We start from the raw sequence: 22,674 nt of genomic DNA, 5'->3' as shown, positions 1-22,674 counted from the left end.
TTGGCCGGCGGGTGGCACAGAATGCGGGCATGACGGTACCGCGGGAGCCGACGCGCGCGATCTCGCGCCAGGCGTTTCTGCGGGGCGCCGTGGGCGCGCTGGCCGCGGGCGCGGTGTTCGGGTCGGGCCGGGTCAGCGCCGAGCCGAATACCTCGGGCTGGGGCGGTCTTTCCACGGCCATCGGCGGGCAGGTGCTGACGCCGGGTGACGGCGGGCAGTTCGGCGCGGCCAAGCAGGTTTTCAACACGGTTTACAACGACTCGACGCCGGCGGCGGTCGTGGTGCCGAAGTCGGCTGCGGACGTGCAGAAGGCGATGGCGTTCGCCGCCGCCCACAACCTCAAGGTCGCCCCGCGCAGCGGTGGGCACTCGTACGTGGGGGCGTCGACGGCGAACGGCACGATGGTGCTCGACCTGCGTCAGTTGCCCGGGGACATCAATTACGACGCGGCCACCGGCCACGTCACCGCGACGCCCGCCACCAGTCTGTATGCGCTGCACCAGACGCTGGCCGCGGCCGGCCGGGGAATCCCGACCGGCACCTGCCCGTCCGTCGGTGCGGCCGGCCATGCCCTGGGCGGCGGGCTAGGTGCCCAGTCCCGGCACGCGGGCCTGCTGTGCGACCAATTGGTGTCGGCGTCGGTGGTGCTGCCCAGTGGCCAGGCGGTCACCGCGTCCGCCGCCAACAACCCCGACCTGTTCTGGGCGTTGCGCGGCGGCGGTGGCGGCAACTTCGGGGTGACAACCGCGCTGACCTTCGCCACCTTCCCCACCCATGACGTCGACGTCGTCAACCTCAACTTTCCGCCGCAGTCGTTCGCGCAGGTTCTTCTCGGTTGGCAGAACTGGCTGCGCAGCGCGGACCGAAACAGCTGGGCACTCGCCGACGCCACCGTCGACCCGATGGGCACGCATTGCCGCATCATGGCGACCTGCCCGGCCGGGTCGGGTACCACCGTGGCGAGCGCCATCACGTCGGCCGTTGGCATGCAGCCGACCGGCACCGACACCCACACGTTCAACTATTTGGACCTGGTGCGGTACCTGGCCGTCGGCAACCTCAACCCGGCGCCGCTGGGATACGTCGGCGGGTCCGACGTCTTCACGACGATCAGCCCTGCCGCCGCCCAGGCGATCGCCTCCGCCGTCGACGCGTTTCCTCGCGGGGCGGGCCGCATGCTGGCGATCATGCACGCGCTCGACGGCGCCCTCGCCAGCGTCGACCCGGGGGCCACGGCCTTTCCGTGGCGTCGGCAGTCTTCGCTGGTGCAGTGGTACGTCGAAACGTCCGGTCCCCCGTCGGGTGCCACCAACTGGCTGAACACGGCGCACCAAGCGGTGCAACCGTATTCCGTCGGCGGTTACGTGAACTACATTGAGGCGAACCAGCCGGCTTCGCGCTACTTCGGACCGAACCTGTCTCGGCTGGCCGCGGTGAGGCAGAAATACGATCCGGGCCGGATCATGTTCTCGGGCTTGAACTATTGATGCCGGCCTGACGGCCGCGATGCTAGGACCCTGTGACCCGTCAACGCCAGACCCCATTGGTAGAAGGTCGGCTGAACGCCCAATGAATCTCGCCGCAACATCGGCGGGCGCCGTCTAGCACCTGCTGCGGCACAGTGGTTCGATCGAAATGGTAAGAGATACAACAGCTTCAGGAGAGAAGTAATGTCAACCCTGTCAGTCCAGCGTCAACCCCGTACCCTGATGCCCGACCTCGGCGAGCTCTTGGGTGCCGCTCCCCTGCTCGGCGGCCTGCGTCCGCTCTTCGACCGCAGCGTCCTGCGCGTCGAGGATGAGGTCAACGACGGCCGCTACCAGGTGCGCGCCGAGATTCCCGGCGTCGACCCCGCGAAGGACATCGACATCACCGTGCACGACGGGATGCTCACCATCAAGGCAGTGCGCACCCAGACCGTCGAATCGCACGGTCGGTCCGAGTTCAGCTACGGGGCGTTTTCGCGGTCCGTCCCGCTGCCCGCCGGCGCCGACGTCGACGACGTCAAAGCTACTTATGAAAAAGGCATTCTCGCCATCTCGGTGCCGGTGCCCAACGGTTCGCCGGCCGCCAAGCGCATCGAGGTCGAAGCCCGGGACTGATCCCGAGAAGTTAGCTGAAGGCGTTGGAGCCCATCACGAGCGCCGCGGTCCCGCCGAATAGGTATCCGACCTCGACCGCCTCGGTGACCTCGGGCTCGGTGGCGCCCGCGGCGCGGGCGTTGTTGGCCAACGTCCTGACACCGTCCGGGTGTGCGGCGATCGCGTCGGTGACCATCGCCATCAGCAGCTTGTACCTGGCCGGAATCGCGCCGTCTCGGAGGATGCGTTCGCGCATCGCCATGTACGAGTCGCTGAACTGCGGGTCGCGACGCTGAATCGCGCCCAGCCATGAGGGCTGCGAGGCGCCCGCCGCCGGCGGGTCCCCGACGCGGGCGCCGGGCTCGGTGCAGCCTGACGCCGGGGCGGCGCCGGCGTCGCCGCAGACGTCGGCCCAACTCGCTGGCGCGCCCTGCACGAGCAGGCCGGCGGCAACCAGCAGCGTCGCGGCCCAAAGGGCGATGTGGGACCCCAGCTTGGCACCGGCTGTCGTCCGCCGTGGCCGCGGGTTGATGCGGGCCAGCGGTGCCCTCGTGCGGCCAAACAGTCGCGCGACGTCGAGCGCCTCGTCAATCTCGGCTTCCGAGGCGCCCGCCGCGCGCGCGTCGGCGGCAAGTGCGCACGCAGCATCCGGACCCGCAGCGATCATGGCCATCAGCAGTTTGTACTTGGCCGGAATGGTGCCCTCTGTGATCATTGCCGAACCGTACGCCCGGGGTATGCGCAGGCGCAAACGAAAGCCATTGCGGCGCTTGGCTTATTGACGCGTTATGCTCGCGGCCGGTATTGCCAGACCAGGTCGCGGCTTTCGGTCGGGTTGCACCACATCGTGTGCCCGGCCGAGTCGTTCGTGGTGGCGTTGCGCACCGAACACACCTGACCGGCCGACGGCATGTTGACGTAGGCGGCACCCAGACCGAGCGCGACGAGCACGGCCGTGGTGGCAGTGACCATCGCCAACCGTAGATAGCCGATTTTCTTGTTGTTCGCCGTCTTCTCCGCGGTGCTGAGCATGAAGTCCTCCTCTTGTCGATGCCGAAGGTTGACTTCAGCGTCGCCGCGAGGGCTTGACGGATCCTGAATGAATCCTTGGTACGAGGAATCCTCGATGAGCTTGGGGCGACCAGCGCCGCGCCGAGTACCCTGACCGGGTCTCGCCTGGAGCGATAGCGCAACGCGGAGGTGCCGATGGGCCAGTCCGACCTCGTTTTGTCCAGCGTCGACGATCACGTCGCGCTGATCACCGTCAACGACCCCGATCGGCGCAACGCCCTCACCGATGAGATATCGGCGCAATTGTCGGCCGCCGTGGAGCGGGCCGAGGCCGATCCCGAGGTGCATGCGGTCGTGGTCACGGGGGCGGGCAAGGCGTTTTGCGCCGGCGCCGACCTCAGCGCGCTGGGGGCCGCCGGCGGCGGTGCGGCCGAGTCCGGGCTGCAGCGGATCTACGACGGCTTCATGGCGGTCGCCAACTGCCGGCTGCCCACCATCGCCGCGGTCAACGGTGCCGCGGTCGGTGCCGGCCTGAACCTGGCGCTGGCCGCCGACGTGCGCATCGCCGGGCCGGCCGCGGTGTTCGACGCCCGCTTTCAGAAGCTGGGGCTGCATCCCGGCGGGGGCGCGACGTGGATGCTGCAGCGGGCAGTCGGCCCGCAGGTGGCGCGTGCGGCCCTACTGTTCGGCATGCGCTTCGACGCCGAGTCCGCCGTGCGGCACGGGTTGGCGCTCAGCATTGCCGACGACCCGGTCGCCGCGGCGCTGGAGCTGGCCGCGGGGCCCGCGGCGGCTCCGCGGGAGGTGGTGCTGGCGACCAAGGCCACCATGCGCGCCACCATCAGCCCGGGATCGCCGGACAACGAGCAGCACGAATACGCCATGCGCACCGAGCTGGGGCCGCAGGTGTATTCCATCCAATCACCGGAATTCGCAAGCAGATTGGCCGCGGCGCGACGGAGCCGTTAGGAAGCGGGTTCGCTCACCGCGGTCTCTGAGGGGGACACCCGACGGAACGCCGGATCCAGCCGGCGCACGGCAAAGATGAACGTCAGGGCAATCAGGGGCGCGATCGCGCCGTAAACCGCCGCCGGAGTGGCCATTTCAACGCTGTTCAGTAGTTGTGGGCTCAGCGCGATGCCCAGCGCCACCGTTGCATTGTGCATTCCGATCTCCAAGCTGATGGCGACGGCCTGCCGTGGAGCGAGGCGCATCCAGCGCGGCGCGAGATAGCCCACCATCAGGCTAACGGCGCAGAAGCACACGACCGCCGCGGTCAGCACCCCCAGGTTTTTCCATACCGTCGTGTGCCCTTTGACGATCGATGCGCTGACGACAAGCACGAGCAGCACAGCCGCGAGTATTTTGACGGGTTGCTGAAGTCGCCTGGCTAGTTCCGGGAATTGGTGGCGTATCGCGATGCCAATCGCGATAGGTATGAGGATAAATCCGAATACCACTAAGAACTTGCCCGGCTGTAACGGGATGAAATGTCCATCGCCGCGGAACCAAGCCATCGATGCTGCCAGTATTGCCGGCAGCGTTACCACCGAGAGCACGGCGTTGATCGCGGTCAGCGTGACGTTGAGCGCCAGGTCCCCATTGACCAGATGGCTGAGGACGCTCGACGTCGTCCCGCCGGGAGTGGCGGACATCAGCATGAGGCCAATCGCCAAGGTCGGCTGAAGATGGAAAGCCTGGGCAATCAGCAGACACAGGGTCGGCAGGACCAACGACTGGCAGATCAGCGCGACCAGTAGTGGACGCCGCAAAGTCGCAGCCCGCTTGAAGTCGGCAACCGTGAGGGTCAACCCAAGCGCGAGCATGACCACCACGATGACCAACGAAAAGTACCGGTTGTCCATAATGCTCCACGGTCTCGGCGCCCTGGCCAGGGCGCAACAAAGTAATTAGCTCGCCTTACATTGATTGCAAGTCAGTCTATGGCCACCGACGAAAACCCGCTCGGCACACCCGTACCGGGCCAATCCGACGAGCTAGTTTCGCTTCTTTCGAGCTGGGAAGTCGGCGTCTGTGAGCTGAGCGCGCACGTCGCTAGACACATGCACGCCTCGGGTTCGTAGATTGCCGATGAACCGGGCGGTGAGCGGATCCGGTGTGGCGGGCGTTACTGCCCCGAGTTGTCTGACCCACCGAGGCGAGAACGATCGGACTGCTCCTGGAAATCCAGCACTAACTGCGCTCACGGGGCATACTGCGACGCCGAAGCCCGCCGCGGCGAGCTGCGGCGCCGCGGCCGTCACCGCTGTCCTCATCACTGTCTCGGTGTGAATCCCCGCTGCCGCAAGCGATCGATCCAGCCATCCACTGAGACCGTTCTCCGGCGAGTAGTGAACGATCCGCGCACCCTCCAGATCCTGAATGCGTACTGACGGCTGTCGAGCCAGGGGGTGGCCTGACGGCGCCGCCAGGACGATTTCCTCGTCGGCAACGACAGCGGTCGTGAAGCGGTCGGGCACGGGAAGAGGCACGACGGCCAAGTCGACCTCGCTGGAGTCGACGAAACCGAGGAACTCGTCCAGCACCGCCGCCTCCCGCAGGGTGATCGCCACGTCCGGGTGCCGACGGTGCCACAGGCGAATGACCGGGGCGAGCACGGCCACGGTAAGGCTCTGCGCACAGGCCAGTCGAAGCGACCCTCCGGCCGCTTCGCCTACTGCGCGTGCCGATCTCATTGCCGATTCGGCCGCGTCGATCGCTCGCCTGGCATCCGCGACGGCAGCCCTCCCGGCGGGTGTCAGCTTGGCGCCCCGCGGCTCACGGTGAAGCAAGATAGTTCGGGCCTCGCGCTCCAGCGCGGCGAGCTGATGAGAGACGGCGGGTTGCGACGAATGCAGCAGTCGAGCGGCTTGGGTGATCGATCCGGTGTCTGCGACGGCAACGAGGCACTCCAACGCTCGAAGTGATGGCATCCAAGAAACTTATCGCAGTGCCCAGAAACATGAATGGGATTTTGGGAAAGCCTTCACCGCATCTGCATGTTGAACGTGGGAGGACAGCGACTTCTTGCCATCAACTGAAAGGAACCGACCCGTGGCTCGACCGATCCGCACCGGCGTTCTCCTGCAACCCGGCAACGCCCCGGACTATGCCACCTGGCGCAGCGCGGTCCTGCAGGCCGAAGAACTCGGGGCCGACCTGATCTTCGGCTGGGATCACTTCCACAGGCCCCAGGTCGCCGATCTCAACCAGGGCATCCCCGTGCTCGACGAAATCCAGCCCGACGTCACCAACTTCGAGGGCTGGACCGCGCTGGCATCGTGGGGTGAGATCACCCACCGCGCCGAGATCGGGCTGCTGGTGACCGGCATCGGCTACCGCAACCCCGACCTGCTCGCCGACATGGCCCGCACCGTCGACCACATCAGCTGCGGCCGGCTGATCCTCGGTCTCGGCGCAGGCTGGTACGAAAAGGACTACACCAGTTACGGATACGAATTCGGAACGTGGAAATCCCGCTTCGACCTCTTCGACGAAGGGCTGAAGCGCATCGAGGCGCGCTTCGGCCAACTGATCCCGCCGCCAGTCCGCAAGATACCCATCCTCATCGGCGGCACCGGCCCCAAGCGAACCCTGCCCGCGGTGGTGCGCTACGCCGACATCTGGCACACCTTCCTCTCGGTGGACGGCTTCACGGAAGCCAGCGCTCGGCTCAACGAGATGGCCCGGGCCGCGGGACGCGACGGAAACGACATTGAACGCTCGGTGCACTGGTTCGGCATTGAAAGCGCCGAGGCCTACCGCCAGGCCGGCGCCACCACGTTCATCGCCGAGATCGCCCCTGACCCCACCACGGGCTACGACCTCGGCGCGCTGAAAGAAATGGTGGCCTGGCGTGACTGTCAACAGAACCCAACGCCAGCGCGCCGCCCCGCCACGTAAGTGCCAGACTTCAGCGCGAAGGAAGCAAGCTGAACATGAAGTCCTCAGGGCCTATCGCAGTCGTCGGGGCCACGGGCCGTCAGGGCTCCGCGACGGTCAACGCATGGCGCCGGTACGGCCAAATCCAGGACACACCACTAGATGTCCAACAGCGCGGTCTCGGGCGACTCGATCAGGTCCCGAAGCTCGCAGACGAACTGCGCAACCTCGGCGCCGTCGGCGACCCGATGGTCGAACACGCATGTCAGGGTCATCGTGGACCGCACTCTGACCTCGTCGCCGACGACGACCGGGCGTGGCTTGATCGCGCCCATGCCCAGGATCGCCGCTTCGGGGTGGTTGATCACCGGTACACCGCCGTCCAGGCCCAGCGCCCCGAAGTTCGACACGGTGAACGTCGAGCCGGTCAGCTCGGCGGGCGTCAGGGTGCCCTCCCGCGCGTGGGCGATCAATTCCGCTGCGCGGTGGCCTAATTCGCGGGTCGTCTTTTTGTGAGCGTCTCTGATGACCGGGACCAGCAGGCCGCGTTTGGTGGCCACCCCGAACCCCAGCTGCACGCCGCGGCTGACGTGCACCTGCGGGCCGTCGGGCGCATCGACCCAGGTCGAGTTGAGAATCATGTTGTGGCTCAATGCGATAACGAGCAGCCGCAGCGTGAGGATGAACGGCGTGACCTGCTGATCGGCGGAACGGAACCGCTCACACAGCCGCAACAACTCCGTGCAGTCGACGGCCACGCTGGCCTGGGCGGCCGGGATCTCGCGGTGCGACAAGGTCATCTTCTCGGCCATCCGCGCCTGCACGCCGCGGACCGGCCGCACCTCGGGTGCAGCATCGGACCCATGCGCCGCCGCGAGCACGTCCGCGGGCGTGATCACCCGACCCGCCAGAACGTGCCGTATCGACGACAGGTCGACCGACAGCTCCTTGGCCAGCTTGCGCGCCGGCGGGGCGGCAAGCGGCCGGCCGGTGCGGCGGCTGGCGTCGATGCCGGCGTCGGCCCCGTACCCGACCAGCGTCGGCGTTGCCATCTCGCCGTTGGGCGCCGCCACCTCGCCGTTGGGCGCCGGCGCCTCGCCGTTCACCGGTGCGGTGTCGATGCGGACCAGCACCGAACCCACCTGGAGCACATCGCCCTCCGCGCCGTGGGTTTCGACGATCCGACCGGCGTAGGGGCTGGGGATCTCCACCTCGGCCTTGGCGGTCTCCACCGAGCACAGAATCTGGTTGAGCTCGACGTCGTCGCCGGCGGCGACGTTCCAGCACGACACCGTCACCTCTTCGAGTCCCTCGCCAAGGTCGGGGACGCGGAACGACTTCACCCGGTCCTCGCCACTCACGGCAGCTCCAGCGCGCGTTCGACGCAGTCCAGCAGCCGGTCGGGGCCCGGCAACCACAGTCTCTCCAGCCGCGCCGGTGGGTAGGGCGTGTCAAAACCGCAGGCGCGCAACACCGGTGCCTCCAGCTCGTAGAACATCTCTTCCTGGATGCGCGCCGCCAGACCGGCGCCGTAGCCCAGGCTGCGCGGCCCTTCGTGCAACACCACGCAGCGTCCGGTCCGCCGGATGGATTCGGCGATGGTGTCGAAGTCGAAGGGGACCAGCGATCGCAGGTCGATGACCTCCAGGCTCCAACCGCGTTGGCGCTGCGCCTCTTCCGCGGTGGCCACCGCGGTGGTCACCAGGCTGCCATACGTCACGACGGTGACGTCGGTGCCCGGCCGGCGCACCATTGCCTGCCCGATCGGCGGTTCGGGCCGGTTGGCGTCGACCACGCCTCGGCCCTGGTAGCGCCGTTTGGGCTCCAGGTATATCACCGGGTCCGGGCAGGCGATCGCGTAGCGAAGCAACCAATAGGCGTCGGCGGGGCTCGAGGGCACCACCACCTTCAGGCCGGCCGTGTGCGCCCAGTACGACTCCGTCGACTCCGAATGATGTTCTGCCGCACCGATACCACCGAACGACGGGATGCGGACGGTGACGGGCATGTTGATCTCGCCGCGGGTCCGGGTGCGGTACTTGGCCAAATGGCTGACCACCTGATCGAATGCCGGATAGGAGAACCCGTCGAACTGGATCTCGGGCACCGGCACAAAGCCGCGCAGCGCCAACCCCACGGCGATCCCGATGATCGCCGACTCCGCCAGCGGCGTGTCGAAGCAGCGGTCCTCGCCGAAGGTCTCGGCCAGTCCCTCGGTCACCCGGAACACCCCACCCTCGACCGAGACATCCTCGCCGAACACCAGGACCCGATCGTCGGCGGCCATCGCGTCGTGCAGCGCGCGGTTCAGCGCCTGCACCATGGTCAACGGCTGGGCACCCAGGGCAACGTTCTCGACTGCGGCCGTTAACGTTTCGTCCGGGCCGGCGGGAGGGTCGGCGAGCTGGGTCATGCCGGCCGCCCCAATTCGGTGCGCAGCTGTTTCAGCTGGGTCTGCAACCCGGGCGTGATCTCTGCGTACACGGTGGTGAACACCTCGTCGATGTCGAAATTGGGCGCATCGAAGACCGCGTCGCGCAACTCGGCCCGCATTCGCCTGCCCCGGGCGGCGACCCGCTCCTCCAGGCGTTCCGACCACAGGCCCTGCCCCTGCAGATACGTGCGGTACCGCGGAATCGGGTCCAGTGCCGCCCAGCGGTCCACTTCCTCCTGCGTGCGGTACCGCGTCGGATCATCGGCGGTGGTGTGCGGGCCAAGTCGGTAGGTGATCGCCTCGATCAAGGTGGGCCCACCCCCGGCCCGGGCGCGGGCAGCGGCCTCGGCCATCACCGCGTAGCACGCCAGCACGTCGTTGCCGTCCACCCGGATTCCGGGCATTCCGTAGCCGATCGCCTTGTGCGCGATGGACGGTGCGGCGGTCTGCTTGTATATCGGCACCGAGATCGCCCACTGGTTGTTCTGCACGTAGAACACACACGGCGCGGTGAACACGGCCGCGAAGTTCAGCGCCTCGTGGACGTCGCCCTCGCTGGTGGCGCCGTCGCCGAGGAAGGCCACCGTCACCGAATCCTCCCGAAGGCGTTGCGCGGCCATCGCCGCGCCGACCGCGTGCGGGGCCTGGGTGCCGATCGGAATCGACATCGGGGCGCAGCACTTCCTGGTGAATTCCAGTCCGCCGTGCCAGGTTCCGCGCCAAACGACGCCGACGTGTGCGGGCGGGATGCCGCGCACCAGAAACGCGCCGAGCTCACGGTATTGGGGGAACAGCCAGTCCGTCTTGCGCAGGCAGGCCGTGGCGCCGACCTGGGCGGCTTCCTGACCGCGGCACGACGCGAACAGCGCCAATTGCCCCTGGCGCTTGAGGTTGACGAACTCGGTGTCGAGCTCGCGGGTGACCACCATCATTTCGTAGAGCCAGCACAGCGTCTCTGGGGGAAGGTCGCGGCTGTAGCGGCTTTCGGCCGTCGGCGTGCCGTCCGCGGCCACGAGTCGGACCGGCTCGAGGTCGACAGTCATCGGCGCCCGAGGGCTCTCCGCCATACCGCCTCCTTAGCTCGGAGCCGCGTGGCACTTAAGACCTCGGCGGGCCACAGCAAAACCTCAGCCGGGACCTACCGCGAGCGGAAGTCGATCGCCAGCTGCACGAAAGGCTTCGCTCGCCGCGACACTGGCGTATCCCCCATTATGCGCTCAAACCCGAAGACAGGGCGTTGATCGCGGTCGAGCCGAGAACGTGTCGCGCCCGTCGGCGCGGGTGGGCTTCGGCGCCTTTGACCCTCAGCCCGTGGCCGACTCCCCCGCCCGCCGCAGCAACATCTCGGCGTGCTTGAGCACGGGCGAGTCCACCATCTGTCCTTCGAACGCGAACACCCCGCGTTCGGTCTTCGCCGCCGCCAAAACCCGCCGCGCCCAATCCAGCTTCTCCTCGCCGGGACGATAGGCCTCGCGCACCACCGCGATCTGGCTCGGGTGGATACACACGGTCCCGTCGAAGCCCACCGCGACGCCGTCGTCGGCCTCCTCCCGCAGGCCCTCGAGGTCGCGGATGTCCAGATGCACGGCGTCCAGCGCGATGCGGCCGAACGCCGACGCCGCCAGCAGGACCGTCGACCGCACGTGGCGGGCGACGTCCCGGTAGGTGCCGTCGGGCCGCCGGCTGGAGCTGCCGCCCAGCGTTGCGACCAGGTCCTCGGCGCCCCACATCATCGCCACGGTGCCCTGCGCCGCGGCGATTTCGGCGGCGCACACCGCACCGCGTGGGGTCTCGATCAGCGCGATGACGTCGCGCGGCGCGAGCCCGGTCACCTGCGCGGCCGATTCGGTCTTGGACAACATCACCGTCGCGTACGCGGTGTCGGCGAGGGCCTCTAGGTCGAGGGCGTGCTCGCCGGAGCCTGCCGCGTTGATGCGCACCACGGTGCGCTCGGGGTCCAGCGGCGTCTCGCGCAGCGCCTTGCGGGCGGCGGCCTTGTCGGCTTCGGCCACGCCGTCCTCGAGATCGAGGATCACCACGTCGGCGGCAGCGGCGGCCTTGGCGAAACGCTCGGGACGGTCGGCGGGGCAGAACAGCCACGCGGGCCCGGCGGAGCGCAGGTTCATCGGGGCTCCCCCGTGCTTGGGCGCTTCTGCACCAGCGTGGTCCGCGCCGCCCGCGCCACGACGTCGCCATGCTGGTTGCGGCCGGTGTGCTCGAGCGTGACGATGCCTTCGCCAGGCCGGCTCTTCGACTCGCGTTTGCCGGCGCACACCGTCTCGGCGTACAGGGTGTCGCCGTGAAAGACCGGCTTGGGAAACGAGACCTCGGAGAAGCCCAGGTTGGCCACGATGGTGCCGAGTGTCAGCTGCGCCACCGATAGCCCGACCAGCGTCGAGAGGGTGAACATGGAGTTCACCAGCCTTTCGCCCCGAAAGCCCGGCTGCTCGGCGGCCCAGGCCGCGTCGAGGTGCAGCGACTGCGTGTTCATCGTCAGCGTGGTGAACAACACGTTGTCGGCCTCGGTGACGGTGCGGCCGGGCCGGTGCAGATAGGTGGTGCCGACCTCGAACTCCTCAAACCACAAGCCGCGCTGGATGATTGACTTGCCACCCGGTTCGGTAGCTGTCACGACAGCCCCAGCGATCGAGCGATGAGCATCAACTGCACTTCGGTAGTCCCTTCACCGATCTCGAGGATCTTGCTGTCGCGGTAGTGCCGCGCCACCGGATACTCGTTCATGAAGCCGTACCCCCCGTGGATCTGTGTGGCGTCGCGGGCGTTGTCCATCGCCGCCTCCGAGGAGATCATCTTCGCGATCGCGGCATCCTTTTTGAATGGCTTGCCCGCCAACATCTTTGCAGCCGCATCGTAGTAGGCCGTGCGTGCGACGTGGGCGCGGGCCTCCATCCGCGCGATCTTGAAGCTGATCGCCTGGTAGGAACCGATCGGCTTGCCGAACGATTCGCGCTCCTTGGCGTACTTGACGCTCTCATCGACGCATCCCTGCGCCACTCCGGTGGCCAGCGCGGCGATCGCGATGCGGCCCTCGTCCAGGATGGACAGGAAGTTGGCGTAGCCGGTTCCGCGGGCGCCCAGCAGATTCTCCTCGGGAACGCGGGCGTCGGCGAAGGTCAGCGGGTGGGTGTCCGAGGCGTTCCAGCCGACCTTGTTGTAGACCGGCTCGACGGTGAATCCCGTTGTGCCGTTGGGCACGATGATCGTCGAGATCTCTTTCTTGCCACCCGCCCCGATTCCAATGGTCCCGGTGACCGCGGTGACGGTGACCAGCGAGGTGATGTCGGTGCCGGAGTTGGTGATGAATTGCTTGGCGCCGTTGATCACCCATTCGCCGTCATCGAGCCGGGCGGTGGTACGCGTGCCGCCCGCGTCGGAACCCGCACCCGGCTCGGTCAGCCCGAAGCCGGCCAGCGCCCGTCCGGCCACCAGGTCGGGCAGCCACTTCTGCTTCTGCTCCTCGGTGCCGAACCGGTAGATCGGCATCGCGCCCAACCCCACTCCGGCTTCCAGCGTGATGGCCACCGACTGGTCGACCTTGCCGAGTTCCTCGAGGGCCAGTGCCAGCGCGAAGTAGTCGCCGCCCATGCCGCCGTACTCCTCCGGGAACGGCAGGCCGAACAGCCCCATCTCGCCCATCTTGGCGACGACCTCGTACGGGAAGCTGTGCTCCTCATCGTGTTTGGCCGACACCGGCGCGACCACGGTGCGTGCGAAGTCGGCGACGGTGTCGCGAAGATCTTCGTATTCCTTGGGTAACGTCCCGGCCGTAATGGAAGTCGTCATGTCTAGTCCTTACTTTCTGAGCCTTCTTGGGGATCCGGGATCAGCCGGGCCAGCACCTGATCCACCGCCACCTGATCGCCGACGGATACCAGCACCTCCACTTGCCCCGAAACCGGCGCGGCCAGTGAGTGTTCCATCTTCATCGCCTCGACGACCACCACCACGTCTCCTTCGGACACTTGAGCGCCGGAGGAGACCTGGACGGCGATGACGCTGCCGGGCATGGGGCTGACGATGTCCGCTTGCTGCTTGCCGGTGGCGCGGTGAATCTTGTGTTCCTCGGCCTCCCGGAGGTGCCAGGTTCCGCGTTCGTCGGCGATCCACAGGTGCCGGTCGGCCTCGGCCCACCGGTATTCGCGGCGCAGCCCGTCCAGCGTCGCGCTCATCAGTGTCCCTTTGACTTCCACGCTGGCGCTGACGATCTCACCGTCGCCGACCTGCACCCTGGCGGCCTCGGGTAACCCCCACACCGACACCATCTCGCGGCGCAGCGGGGTCTGCATCTCGGTACGCACCGGCGCCGCGCCACCGCCGACCCGCCATCCCGTCGGCTCGGCCCACGGGTTGCCGTCGCCGCGGCGAGCCCTGAAAGCCAAAGCCCAGTGACGAAAGAGGCCGCCGGCGGCGAGCACATCGTCGGGCGCGGGGGCGGGCGCGAAGTCGGCCAGCCGCTCGTCCAGCAGCGCGGTGTCCAGGTCGCCGGCCCGCACCCGATCGTCGGCCAAAAGGAACCGGAGGAATTCGACGTTGGTCTGCACACCCAGGACCGCGGTCCGCGCCAGCGCCCGGTCGAGTTTGTCAAGCGCCTCCTCGCGATCGCTCCCGTATGCGATCACCTTGCTCAGCATCGGGTCGTAGTCGCTGCCGACCAGCGTTCCGGCCAGCAGTGACGAATCCACCCGCACCCCGTCGCCGGACGGCTCGAACACCTGCAGCACCCGGCCGCCGGTGGGCAGGAAGCCCCGCGCCGGATCTTCGGCGTACACGCGGGCCTCGATGGCGTGCCCGCGCAGTTCGATCTCGTCCTGGGCGAACGCCAGCTTCTCGCCCGCGGCGACCCGCAGCTGCCACTCCACCAGGTCCAGGCCGGTGACGGCTTCGGTGACCGGATGCTCAACCTGCAGGCGGGTGTTCATTTCCATGAAGAAGAATTCGTCCGGCCGGTCCGCGGACACGATGAACTCCACGGTGCCGGCACCGACGTAGTCGACGCTGCGGGCGGTGTTGCAGGCCGCGGCCCCGATCCGCGCGCGCGTCTCGGGATCCAGCAGCGCCGACGGCGCCTCCTCGATGACCTTCTGGTGGCGGCGCTGCAGACTGCATTCGCGCTCGCCCAGATGCAGCACGTTGCCGTGGGTGTCGGCTAGCACCTGCACCTCGATGTGCCTGGGCCGCAACACGAATCGCTCCAGGAACAGGGTGTCGTCACCGAACGACGAGGCAGCCTCCCGGCGCGCCCCCACCAGCGCCTCGCGCAGCCGGGCCGGGTCGCCCACCAGCCGCATGCCCTTGCCGCCGCCGCCTGCCGACGGCTTGATCAACACCGGATAGCCGACCTCATCGGCCGCCGCGACCAGTTCGTCATCGGTCAGCCCCGGTTTCGCCACGCCGGGCACCACCGGAACGTCGAAGGCGGCGACCGCGTTCTTGGCGGTGATCTTGTCGCCCATGACCTGGATCGCCCGCGCCGGCGGCCCCAGGAACACCACGCCGGCACGTTCGCAGGCGGCCGCGAAACCGGCGTTCTCCGAAAGGAACCCGTAGCCCGGGTGGATCGCCTGGGATCCCGTGCGCACGGCGGCGTCGACCACCTTGGCGATGTTCAGGTAGCTTTCGCGCGCCGCGGCCGGTCCCAGCCGGACGGCCGTGTCCGCCTCGAGCACGTGGCGCGCGGTGGCGTCCGGGTCGCTGAAGACGGCGACCGACCGGATGCCCAGCCGGCGCAGGGTCCGGATCACCCGCACCGCGATCTCGCCGCGGTTGGCCACCAATACCGTGTCGAACATCTTCACATCCGAAAGACGCCGTAGGAGACCGGTTCCAGCGGCGCGTGGACGCATGCCGAAAGCGCAAGCCCGACACAGGTTCTGGTGTCGGCCGGGTCGATAATGCCGTCGTCCCACAGGCGGGCCGTCGAGTAGTACGGGTTGCCCTGGTCTTCGTACTGCTCGCGGATGGGCGCCTTGAACGCCTCCTCCTCGTCGGCCGACCACGGCTTACCCGCCGTGGCGAGCTGCTCACCGCGGACCGTCGCGAGCACCGACGCCGCCTGCTCGCCCCCCATCACCGAAATCCGCGCGTTGGGCCACATCCACAGGAACCGGGGCGAATACGCCCGCCCGCACATCGAATAGTTGCCCGCGCCATAGGATCCGCCGATCACGACGGTCAGCTTGGGCACCCGGGCGCATGCCACGGCGGTGACCATCTTGGCGCCATGCTTGGCGATGCCGCCGGCCTCGTAGTCGCGCCCGACCATGAACCCGGCGATGTTCTGCAGGAACAGCAGCGGGATGTTGCGCTTGTCGCACAGCTCGATGAAATGCGCGCCCTTCAGGGCGGATTCGCTGAACAGCACGCCGTTGTTGGCGATGATCCCGACGGGGTGACCGTGGATGCGGGCGAAGGCGGTCACCAGCGTCTTGCCGTAATTGGCCTTGAATTCGCCGAATTCGCTGCCGTCGACCAGCCGGACGATGACCTCGTGCACGTCATAGGGCACCCGGGGGTCCGGCGGCACCACGTCGTAGAGCTCGGTTTGTGCGTGCTTGGGCTCGACCGACCGTCGCACCTCCCATTGGCCGGGCTCTCGCGGGCCGAAGGTGGCCACGATCGAGCGGACGATCCGCAGCGCGTGCTCGTCGTCCTCCGCCAGGTGGTCGGTGACACCGGAGACGCGCGAATGCAGGTCGCCGCCGCCGAGCTCCTCCGCGGAGACGATCTCGCCGGTAGCGGCCTTCACCAGCGGCGGGCCGCCGAGGAAGATCGTGCCCTGCTCGCGCACGATGACGGCCTCGTCGCTCATCGCCGGCACGTAGGCGCCGCCCGCCGTGCACGAACCCAGCACCGCGGCCACCTGCGGAATCCCTTTGGCGCTCATGGTCGCCTGGTTGTAGAAGATCCGGCCGAAGTGCTCGCGGTCGGGGAACACCTCGTCCTGGCGCGGAAGGAACGCACCGCCGGAGTCCACCAGGTAGATGCACGGCAACCGGTTCTGCAGCGCGACTTCCTGGGCACGCAGGTGCTTTTTGACCGTCATGGGGTAGTAGGTGCCGCCCTTGACCGTGGCGTCGTTGACGACAATCACGCACTCGCGCTCCGACACCCGCCCAATACCGGTGATGACGCCCGCACCCGGGGACTCGTCGTCGTACATGCCGTTGGCGGCCAGCGGCGACAGCTCCAAGAACGGGCTGCCCGGATCCAGCAGGCGATCGACCCGTTCGCGGGGCAACAGCTTGCCGCGGCTGACGTGGCGTTCGCGGGCGCGTTCGCTGCCGCCCAACGCCGCCGCGGCCAACTTGGCGTTCAGCTCGCGGACGAGTCGGCGGTGCTCGTCGGCGAACGACGGCGCGGTCATAACAGACGAGCTCACGATTGCCTCCCTGTTGCCGCCAGCGCAAGGGCCGGTTCGGTTTTGGCGAGCACGGGGATGCCGCAGAAGCCGAATCCCCCCACCGCCAGCGACGAACCATCGGTTATGTCGGCGACCGCTTCAGCGGCCGTCGCCACCACCTTGTCCATCCAACAGCCTCTCCAGGGCTTCAGTTAATGCTCATTAACTGGATGTGAGGATACCACCGCCCGCGCTACCGCGTCCAGGGAAGGCAACGGCGCCAGTCCCCACCCCCGCTGGTACTCGAATCCGTCGACAGCATCCGGACCCCGGGGAGTTCGGGTTAATCGCGAATAACTCGTGCTACGTTAGTGGCGATTAACCGACCGGGCGACGTGTGGACGGGGGCCATGATGACGACGTCGGCGCCCGACACCCCAAACCGCCGGAGCCAGTTGAAATCCGACCGGCGCCTGCAGCTGCTGTCGGCCGCCGAACGCCTCTTCGCCCAGCGGGGATTCCTCGCGGTGCGCCTGGAAGACATCGGCGCCGCCGCCGGCGTCAGCGGTCCGGCGATCTACCGCCACTTCCCCAACAAGGAGTCGCTGCTCGTCGAGTTGCTGGTGGGCATCAGCACCCGGCTGCTCGCCGGCGCCCGGGAGGCGCGGGCCCGCAGCGCCGACGCGGCCGCCGCTCTAGACGACCTCATCGACTTTCACCTCGACTTTGTCCTGGGCGAACCGGACCTGATCCGCATCCAGGACCGCGACCTTGCCCACCTACCCGGGGCGGCCGAGAAGCAGGTGCGCAAGGCCCAGCGCCAGTACGTCGAGGTCTGGGTGGGGGTGCTGCGCGAGCTGAATCCCAGCCTGGCCGAAGCCGACGCCCGGCTGACGGCCCACGCGGTCTTCGGCCTGCTGAACTCCACCCCGCACAGCATGAAGTCCGGCGACGATTCGCGCGCCAAGGCCGCCCGCGCAGCGCGGTCGCGCGCCGTCATGCGGGCGATGACCGTCGCCGCGCTGACGGCCGGGAATCAGTGCCCCTGACTTGCGGGCAAACGTCAAGAAACCGCTCAGCGGCCCGGCCCAGGTACCCTGCAAGCCATGAGGTGGACATGAGCGATCCACGTCGACCCGAGCGGTTTAGTCCCCCTCTACCGGGGTCAGGACCGGCCGGGCCGCCCGGGCAGCCGAGTCAGCAGTACTCGCCGCCCGTTGACCCGGCATACGCCGACCAGGCTCCCTACGCCCCGACGTACGGCGGTTATGCGCCGCAATGGGCATCGGGCTTCACCGACGCCAACACCACCAGGGAGCTGCCGGCCTACTGGCAGCAAGGCCTGCCCCCCACCGGTGAGCCGCCTTCGGAGGGTCTGGCTCCCCCGCCGCCGGGAGGCCCCAAATCGCCACGCTGGTTGTGGCTCGTCGCCGCCGCTGCCGTGCTGGTGGTTGTCGCCCTGGTGATCGCGCTGATCCTCGCCAACGAGGCGATCAAGAACCAGACCGCCGTCCCGCCGCTGCCGGCCATGCCCGAGACGACGTCGCCCACACCGACGACGCCGCCGTCGACGCACACCAGGACGCTGCCCCTGCCTCCCCTCATCCCCGCGCCGGTGCCGCCCTCCAGCGGGGCGCCCACCGACACGACCGGCCCGGGCGCGATGCAGGACGTCGTGTACACCGTCACCGGCGAGGGCCGAGCGCTCAGCATCATGTACATCGGCACCGGTGATGTCGTGCAGACCGAGTTCAACGTCGCGCTGCCCTGGACCAAACAGGTCAGCCTGTCGAAGTCGGCCGCTCACCCGGCCAACGTCACGATCGTCAACTTCGGCAACAACGTCACCTGCTCGGTCACTGTGGCCGGGGTTCAGGTCAGCCAGCGCGTCGGCATGGGCCTGACGGTCTGCGACGCGAGAGGCTAAGCGCCCAAAGGGCTTTCGGCTACGACGGCGCCGCGTACCGGGACCCGCACCACCAGCATCGCCAGCAGCCCGGCGCCCAGCACCAGGCAGATCCCCCCGAGCCCGGCACGCACGGCACCGAAGGCGTCGACGAAAACCGAGAACAGCCACGGCGCCACGAACGCGACGGCCCGTCCCGTCATCGTGTAGAGGCCAAAAGCGACGCCTTCCCTGCCGTCTTTAGCCATCTGCAACAGCAGGGCGCGCGACGACGACTGCGACGGCCCGATGAACATGCACAGCAGCAGCCCACCGATCCAGAACGCCACCGGACCGGACGACACCATCAGCGTCAGCGCGACGGCGAGGATCGCAACCAGGGATCCCACAATGACGGGTTTGGATCCGATCCGGTGGTCGACGAACCCGCCCAGCACCGCACCGACCGCGGCCACCACGCTGGCCACCACACCGAAGATCAGCACGTTGGCCTGAGAGATGCCGTAGACGTTGACACCCAGCACGGCGCCGAAGGCGAAGATCGCCGCGAGCCCGTCGCGAAAGAGCGCGCTGGCGAACAGGAAGTAGACCAGGTTGCGGTCGCGGCGCCATTCGGCCGATACCTCCCGCCACAGCTTGCGATACCCGCCGAGCATGCTGGTCGGCTGGTAGGCCTCGGCCGTGTCGGGCAATCGTTGGGCGGCGACCAGCAACGGCAGGGCCAGCAGCGCCAGCCAGGCCGCGGCCACCAGCATCGCTTCCCGCACGTAGAGTCCGTCGCGCACCGGCACCCGCAGCAGCCCGCGCACCGCGCCCGGGCCCGAGCCCGAGCCGGCGATGAATCCGGTGTAGATCAGCAGCAGCAGCACGACGCTGCCCAAGTAGCCCGCCGCCCAGCCCAGGCCCGAAATCCGGCCGGCCGTCTGCGGCGTCGAGAGCTGGCGCAGCATCGCGTTGTACGGAACGCTGGCCAGGTCGCCGCAGGCGGCCGTCGCCCCCAGCAGTATCAAACCGGCCCACAGGTAGCCGGGGCTATCGCGGATGAAGAACATCGCGCAGGTCAGCGCGATTGCCAGCCCGGTCAACACGCGCAGGGCCACGCGCCTGCGGTGCGGGGACTCCACCCACACGCCCACGGCCGGGGCCAGCAGCGCCACGGTCAGCCCGGCGACGGCGCCAGCGCGACCCAACCAGCTCGCCGGCGACGTAGCACCGGATAGGCCCGCCCCCACGCTGCTGGTCAGATAGACGGAGAAGACGAAGGTCGCCACGATCGCGTTCAGCCCGGTGGAACCGGAGTCCCACAGCGCCCAGGCCACCACTCGCGACGGCGCAGGCCTGGCCAGATCCGGCCCCGGCTGATTCATGCCCCGAACTTTATGTGTTGGGCACCTGATGCGCAGCGACCCGCCGCGCCCGGCTGCGCCGCCCTTGCGATCGCTGCGTGTCTGATGCGCAGCGACCCGCGGCGCCCGGCTGCGCCGCGCTTGCGATCGCTGCGTGTCTACGATTGGCCGCATGCCGGTACCCGCCCCCAGCCCCGACGCGCGCGCCGTTGTCACCGGAGCTTCGCAGAACATCGGCGAGGCGCTGGCCACCGAACTCGCCGCCCGCGGGCACAACCTGATCGTCACCGCCCGGCGCGAGGACCTGCTCAACGAGCTCGCCGGCCGGCTGGCGGACAAATACCGCGTCGAAGTCGACGTGCGGCCGGCCGACTTGGCCGACCCGGGCGAGCGGGCAAAGTTGTGCGACGAACTGGCCGCCCGCCCGATCTCGATCCTGTGCGCCAACGCGGGAACCGCGACCTTTGGACCGGTCGCGACGCTGGACCCGGCCGGGGAAAAGGCCCAGTTGCAGCTGAATGTGCTGGGCGTGCACGACCTTACGTTGGCGGTGCTGCCGGGCATGGTCGGGCGCAAGGCTGGCGGCATCCTGATTTCCGGTTCGGCGGCGGGCAATTCGCCGATTCCCTACAACGCCACCTACGCGGCCACCAAGGCGTTCGTGAACACCTTCAGCGAATCGTTGCGCGGTGAACTGCGCCGCTCCGGTGTGCACGTCACGCTGCTGGCGCCCGGCCCGGTGCGCACCGATCTGCCCGACGACGCCGAAGCCACACTGGTGGAAAAGCTGGTGCCGGACTTCCTGTGGATCTCGACCGAGCACACGGCCAAGGTGTCACTGGATGCGTTGGAGCGCAACAAGATGCGCGTCGTGCCGGGCCTGACGTCGAAAGCCATGTCGGTGGCCAGCGGGTACGCCCCCCGCGCCATCGTCGCGCCGATCGTGGGCAGCTTTTATAAGAAGCTCGGCGGCGAGTAGCCGTTACTTCCGGCGGCGACGGCCGGTTCCGAACTTGGCTTTGATGACCTCGCGGATCCCCATGTTCACGGCGCTTTGCACTTCCCGATCGTGCCACAGCCTTTCTAACAAGCTAGGCCCTTTTGGCTCCGCGGGTTCCGGCATCGGCGGAACCGGTTCAATCGGTGGGACCGGTGGGTAGTCGGACCGGGCTTGCGGCGGCTGCGGCCCGGGTCGGGCTTGCGGATCCTGCGGGCCGGCCTGGGGCGGCGCCGGTTGTTGAACCGTCTGACCGTATTTGGCTTGCAGCGGACTGGATTTGGCCGCAGCGGAGATCGCATCGGTGCCGATCGATGCCATCAGCGACCGGGGCACCCGCATCCGCGTCCACGCGACCGGCGTCGGTGCGCCCTTCTCCGACAGCACGGTGACGACGGCCTCACCGATTCCCAGCGATGTCAGCGCCGACTCCAGGTCGTAGACATCGGTTTTCGGGTAGGTGCGCACGGTCTTGCTCAGCGCCTTCTGGTCGTCGGGGGTGAACGCCCGCAGGGCGTGTTGGACGCGGGCGCCCAGCTGGGAGAGCACGTCGTTGGGCAGGTCCGTGGGCAACTGGGTGCAGAAGAACACCCCGACTCCCTTGGAGCGGATCAGCTTTACGGTCTGTTCGACCTGCTCCAGGAAAGCCTTGGAGGCGTCGGTGAACAACAGGTGGGCCTCGTCGAAGAAGAAGACCAGCTTGGGCTTGTCCACGTCGCCGACCTCGGGCAGGACGGTGAACAGATCGGCCAGCACCCACATCAGGAAGGTGGAGAAGATGACCGGGCGCAGCGACTGGCCGCTGAACTCGAGCAGCGAGATGATGCCATGGCCTTGGCCGTCTACGCGCAGCAGATCCTGGGGATCGAGCTTCGGCTCACCGAAGAACGTGTCGCCGCCCTCGCCGGCGAGATTCACCAACGCTCGCAGGATGACGCCCGCCGTCGTCGGCGACACTCCGCCAAGGTCTTTCAGATCGGCTTTGCCCTCGTCGCTGGCCAGGTGGCTGATGACACCGCGCAGATCACTCAGGGTGACCAGCGGGCGGTTGGCTTCCGTGGCCCAGTGGAAGATCAATCCCAGCGTCGACTCCTGAGTAGCATTGAGCCCCAACACTTTCGACAACAGAACCGGACCAAAGCTGGCAACGGTCGCCCGCACTGGCACGCCCACTCCCCCGGTGCCGAGCGACAAGAACTCGACCGGGAATCCCGTTGGTGCCCAATCGTCGCCGGTGTCTTTGGCGCGCGCGGCGGTCTTGTCGTTGGCCTCTCCTGGCCGGGACAGGCCGGACAGGTCGCCCTTCACGTCGGCCATCAACACGGCGACACCGGCCGCGCTGAGCTGTTCGGCGATCAGCTGCAGCGTCTTGGTCTTGCCGGTTCCCGTGGCTCCGGCCACCAGCCCGTGCCTGTTGACCGTGGCCAGCGGGATACGAACCTGCGCGCTCGGGTCGGCCTGGCCGTCGACGACGACCGTGCCCAATTCCAGCGCCCGCCCTTGGAAGGCGTAGCCGTTCGCGATCCGCTTGGCGGGTGTGGCCGCTGATTCGGTGGTCATCGTGCTGCGCCCCTCTTCCCCACTCGCCCCCGTTCGGTTCGGCAACGCTCACACTACTTCCCAGGGGCGGGCAGAGGCAGAGCTCACGTGCGCATAC

The 22,674-nt window shown here is 68.1% G+C and carries 21 protein-coding genes and 1 pseudogene; 7 read left to right on the top strand and 15 right to left on the bottom strand.

Going from position 1 to position 22,674, the window contains the following annotated elements; translation table 11 throughout:
- The first annotated feature begins 29 nt into the window (after window positions 1-29).
- Both A5764_RS07440 and A5764_RS07435 read left to right on the top strand, forming a co-directional pair.
- Window positions 30-1,487: an FAD-binding oxidoreductase gene (locus A5764_RS07440; protein WP_067110987.1), complete on the top strand. Its 1,458-nt coding sequence runs from the start codon at window positions 30-32 to the stop codon at window positions 1,485-1,487.
- 183 nt (window positions 1,488-1,670) lie between these two features.
- Window positions 1,671-2,102, top strand: a complete 432-nt coding sequence (locus tag A5764_RS07435) for an Hsp20/alpha crystallin family protein (protein WP_067110906.1) — start codon at window positions 1,671-1,673, stop codon at window positions 2,100-2,102.
- Between the two features lie 10 nt (window positions 2,103-2,112).
- On the opposite strand, the gene A5764_RS07430 is transcribed toward A5764_RS07435, so the two are convergent.
- Together A5764_RS07430 and A5764_RS07425 are read right to left on the bottom strand one after the other, a co-directional pair.
- Window positions 2,113-2,796 (bottom strand): carboxymuconolactone decarboxylase family protein, encoded by a 684-nt coding sequence (locus A5764_RS07430; protein ID WP_067110898.1) that lies wholly within the window; start codon window positions 2,794-2,796, stop codon window positions 2,113-2,115.
- Between the two features lie 71 nt (window positions 2,797-2,867).
- Window positions 2,868-3,113 (bottom strand): hypothetical protein, encoded by a 246-nt coding sequence (locus A5764_RS07425; RefSeq protein WP_067110895.1) that lies wholly within the window; start codon window positions 3,111-3,113, stop codon window positions 2,868-2,870.
- Window positions 3,114-3,287: 174 nt separating this feature from the next.
- Here A5764_RS07425 and A5764_RS07420 point away from each other — a divergent pair, with 174 nt between their 5' ends.
- Entirely contained in the window at window positions 3,288-4,061 is a 774-nt protein-coding gene (locus tag A5764_RS07420) for an enoyl-CoA hydratase (protein ID WP_067110892.1), read from the top strand.
- Here the strand turns inward: A5764_RS07420 and A5764_RS07415 are convergent.
- A complete protein-coding gene (locus A5764_RS07415) occupies window positions 4,058-4,957 on the bottom strand; it encodes a bile acid:sodium symporter family protein (RefSeq protein ID WP_067110889.1) in 900 nt (299 codons plus the stop codon). The genes A5764_RS07420 and A5764_RS07415 overlap by 4 nt on opposite strands.
- A 132-nt stretch (window positions 4,958-5,089) precedes the next feature.
- A complete protein-coding gene (locus tag A5764_RS07410; protein ID WP_067110886.1) occupies window positions 5,090-6,025 on the bottom strand; it encodes a LysR family transcriptional regulator in 936 nt (311 codons plus the stop codon).
- A 121-nt stretch (window positions 6,026-6,146) separates the two neighbouring features.
- Here A5764_RS07410 and A5764_RS07405 point away from each other — a divergent pair, with 121 nt between their 5' ends.
- Window positions 6,147-6,995, top strand: coding sequence for an LLM class F420-dependent oxidoreductase (locus tag A5764_RS07405; RefSeq protein ID WP_067110883.1), 849 nt, complete (start codon window positions 6,147-6,149; stop codon window positions 6,993-6,995).
- 137 nt (window positions 6,996-7,132) lie between these two features.
- Here the strand turns inward: A5764_RS07405 and A5764_RS07400 are convergent, their stop codons facing one another.
- The 9 genes and pseudogenes from A5764_RS07400 to A5764_RS27275 all read right to left on the bottom strand — a co-directional run.
- Window positions 7,133-8,335 carry a dihydrolipoamide acetyltransferase family protein gene (locus A5764_RS07400; protein ID WP_067110880.1) on the bottom strand — a complete coding sequence of 401 codons (1,203 nt, stop codon included), beginning with the start codon at window positions 8,333-8,335 and terminating at the stop codon, window positions 7,133-7,135.
- Window positions 8,332-9,387, bottom strand: coding sequence for a 3-methyl-2-oxobutanoate dehydrogenase subunit beta (gene bkdB, locus A5764_RS07395; RefSeq protein ID WP_067110877.1), 1,056 nt, complete (start codon window positions 9,385-9,387; stop codon window positions 8,332-8,334). Before bkdB ends, A5764_RS07400 begins: the two co-directional genes overlap by 4 nt.
- Window positions 9,384-10,475, bottom strand: a complete 1,092-nt coding sequence (pdhA, locus tag A5764_RS07390) for a pyruvate dehydrogenase (acetyl-transferring) E1 component subunit alpha (protein ID WP_067110873.1) — start codon at window positions 10,473-10,475, stop codon at window positions 9,384-9,386. Before pdhA ends, bkdB begins: the two co-directional genes overlap by 4 nt.
- Window positions 10,476-10,712: 237 nt before the next feature.
- Entirely contained in the window at window positions 10,713-11,534 is an 822-nt protein-coding gene (locus A5764_RS07385; protein WP_067110869.1) for a CoA ester lyase, read from the bottom strand.
- On the bottom strand, window positions 11,531-12,055 hold the full coding sequence (locus A5764_RS07380) for a MaoC family dehydratase (protein WP_369807283.1): 525 nt from the start codon (window positions 12,053-12,055) through the stop codon (window positions 11,531-11,533). The genes A5764_RS07385 and A5764_RS07380 overlap by 4 nt, the downstream gene beginning before the upstream one ends.
- On the bottom strand, window positions 12,037-13,212 hold the full coding sequence (locus tag A5764_RS07375) for an acyl-CoA dehydrogenase family protein (protein WP_067110863.1): 1,176 nt from the start codon (window positions 13,210-13,212) through the stop codon (window positions 12,037-12,039). The genes A5764_RS07380 and A5764_RS07375 overlap by 19 nt, the downstream gene beginning before the upstream one ends.
- Window positions 13,213-13,214: 2 nt before the next feature.
- Entirely contained in the window at window positions 13,215-15,218 is a 2,004-nt protein-coding gene (locus tag A5764_RS07370; RefSeq protein WP_067110984.1) for an acetyl/propionyl/methylcrotonyl-CoA carboxylase subunit alpha, read from the bottom strand.
- A 2-nt stretch (window positions 15,219-15,220) separates the two neighbouring features.
- Window positions 15,221-16,792, bottom strand: coding sequence for a carboxyl transferase domain-containing protein (locus A5764_RS07365; protein WP_067110860.1), 1,572 nt, complete (start codon window positions 16,790-16,792; stop codon window positions 15,221-15,223).
- A 68-nt stretch (window positions 16,793-16,860) separates the two neighbouring features.
- Window positions 16,861-16,956: pseudogene (locus A5764_RS27275) on the bottom strand (CoA-transferase); the annotation flags it as partial.
- A gap of 225 nt (window positions 16,957-17,181) precedes the next feature.
- Between A5764_RS27275 and A5764_RS07360 the strand changes: the two are divergent.
- Both A5764_RS07360 and A5764_RS07355 read left to right on the top strand, forming a co-directional pair.
- Window positions 17,182-17,817 (top strand): TetR/AcrR family transcriptional regulator, encoded by a 636-nt coding sequence (locus tag A5764_RS07360; RefSeq protein WP_067110976.1) that lies wholly within the window; start codon window positions 17,182-17,184, stop codon window positions 17,815-17,817.
- 68 nt (window positions 17,818-17,885) lie between these two features.
- Window positions 17,886-18,695 (top strand): MmpS family transport accessory protein, encoded by an 810-nt coding sequence (locus A5764_RS07355; protein ID WP_067110972.1) that lies wholly within the window; start codon window positions 17,886-17,888, stop codon window positions 18,693-18,695.
- Here A5764_RS07355 and A5764_RS07350 read toward each other — a convergent pair.
- Window positions 18,692-20,041: an MFS transporter gene (locus A5764_RS07350; protein WP_067110857.1), complete on the bottom strand. Its 1,350-nt coding sequence runs from the start codon at window positions 20,039-20,041 to the stop codon at window positions 18,692-18,694. The genes A5764_RS07355 and A5764_RS07350 overlap by 4 nt on opposite strands.
- Window positions 20,042-20,192: 151 nt before the next feature.
- On the opposite strand from A5764_RS07350, the gene cmrA reads away from it, so the two are divergent.
- Complete coding sequence (gene cmrA / locus A5764_RS07345; RefSeq protein WP_067110854.1) at window positions 20,193-20,999, top strand: mycolate reductase; 807 nt, start codon at window positions 20,193-20,195, stop codon at window positions 20,997-20,999.
- A 3-nt stretch (window positions 21,000-21,002) separates the two neighbouring features.
- Here the strand turns inward: cmrA and A5764_RS07340 are convergent, their stop codons facing one another.
- A complete protein-coding gene (locus tag A5764_RS07340; protein ID WP_067110852.1) occupies window positions 21,003-22,577 on the bottom strand; it encodes a helicase HerA-like domain-containing protein in 1,575 nt (524 codons plus the stop codon).
- Window positions 22,578-22,674: the final 97 nt, after the last annotated feature.

Origin of the sequence: Mycobacterium sp. 852002-51057_SCH5723018, from assembly GCF_001667035.1 — a bacterium.
Classification (GTDB): Bacteria; Actinomycetota; Actinomycetes; order Mycobacteriales; family Mycobacteriaceae; genus Mycobacterium.
This window is presented reverse-complemented; position numbering and strand designations above follow the sequence as displayed.

Bases quoted from the DNA above. Each gene is read 5' to 3' on its own strand.
- A5764_RS07440 (WP_067110987.1), top strand. From the start codon at position 30: ATGACGGTACCGCGGGAGCCGACGCGCGCGATCTCGCGCCAGGCGTTT.
- A5764_RS07435 (WP_067110906.1), top strand. From the start codon at position 1,671: ATGTCAACCCTGTCAGTCCAGCGTCAACCCCGTACCCTGATGCCCGAC.
- A5764_RS07430 (WP_067110898.1), bottom strand. From the start codon at position 2,796: ATGATCACAGAGGGCACCATTCCGGCCAAGTACAAACTGCTGATGGCC.
- A5764_RS07425 (WP_067110895.1), bottom strand. From the start codon at position 3,113: ATGCTCAGCACCGCGGAGAAGACGGCGAACAACAAGAAAATCGGCTAT.
- A5764_RS07420 (WP_067110892.1), top strand. From the start codon at position 3,288: ATGGGCCAGTCCGACCTCGTTTTGTCCAGCGTCGACGATCACGTCGCG.
- A5764_RS07415 (WP_067110889.1), bottom strand. From the start codon at position 4,957: ATGGACAACCGGTACTTTTCGTTGGTCATCGTGGTGGTCATGCTCGCG.
- A5764_RS07410 (WP_067110886.1), bottom strand. From the start codon at position 6,025: ATGCCATCACTTCGAGCGTTGGAGTGCCTCGTTGCCGTCGCAGACACC.
- bkdB (WP_067110877.1), bottom strand. From the start codon at position 9,387: ATGACCCAGCTCGCCGACCCTCCCGCCGGCCCGGACGAAACGTTAACG.
- pdhA (WP_067110873.1), bottom strand. From the start codon at position 10,475: ATGGCGGAGAGCCCTCGGGCGCCGATGACTGTCGACCTCGAGCCGGTC.
- A5764_RS07385 (WP_067110869.1), bottom strand. From the start codon at position 11,534: ATGAACCTGCGCTCCGCCGGGCCCGCGTGGCTGTTCTGCCCCGCCGAC.
- A5764_RS07375 (WP_067110863.1), bottom strand. From the start codon at position 13,212: ATGACGACTTCCATTACGGCCGGGACGTTACCCAAGGAATACGAAGAT.
- A5764_RS07370 (WP_067110984.1), bottom strand. From the start codon at position 15,218: ATGTTCGACACGGTATTGGTGGCCAACCGCGGCGAGATCGCGGTGCGG.
- A5764_RS07365 (WP_067110860.1), bottom strand. From the start codon at position 16,792: ATGACCGCGCCGTCGTTCGCCGACGAGCACCGCCGACTCGTCCGCGAG.
- A5764_RS07360 (WP_067110976.1), top strand. From the start codon at position 17,182: ATGACGACGTCGGCGCCCGACACCCCAAACCGCCGGAGCCAGTTGAAA.
- A5764_RS07355 (WP_067110972.1), top strand. From the start codon at position 17,886: ATGAGCGATCCACGTCGACCCGAGCGGTTTAGTCCCCCTCTACCGGGG.
- A5764_RS07350 (WP_067110857.1), bottom strand. From the start codon at position 20,041: ATGAATCAGCCGGGGCCGGATCTGGCCAGGCCTGCGCCGTCGCGAGTG.
- cmrA (WP_067110854.1), top strand. From the start codon at position 20,193: ATGCCGGTACCCGCCCCCAGCCCCGACGCGCGCGCCGTTGTCACCGGA.
- A5764_RS07340 (WP_067110852.1), bottom strand. From the start codon at position 22,577: ATGACCACCGAATCAGCGGCCACACCCGCCAAGCGGATCGCGAACGGC.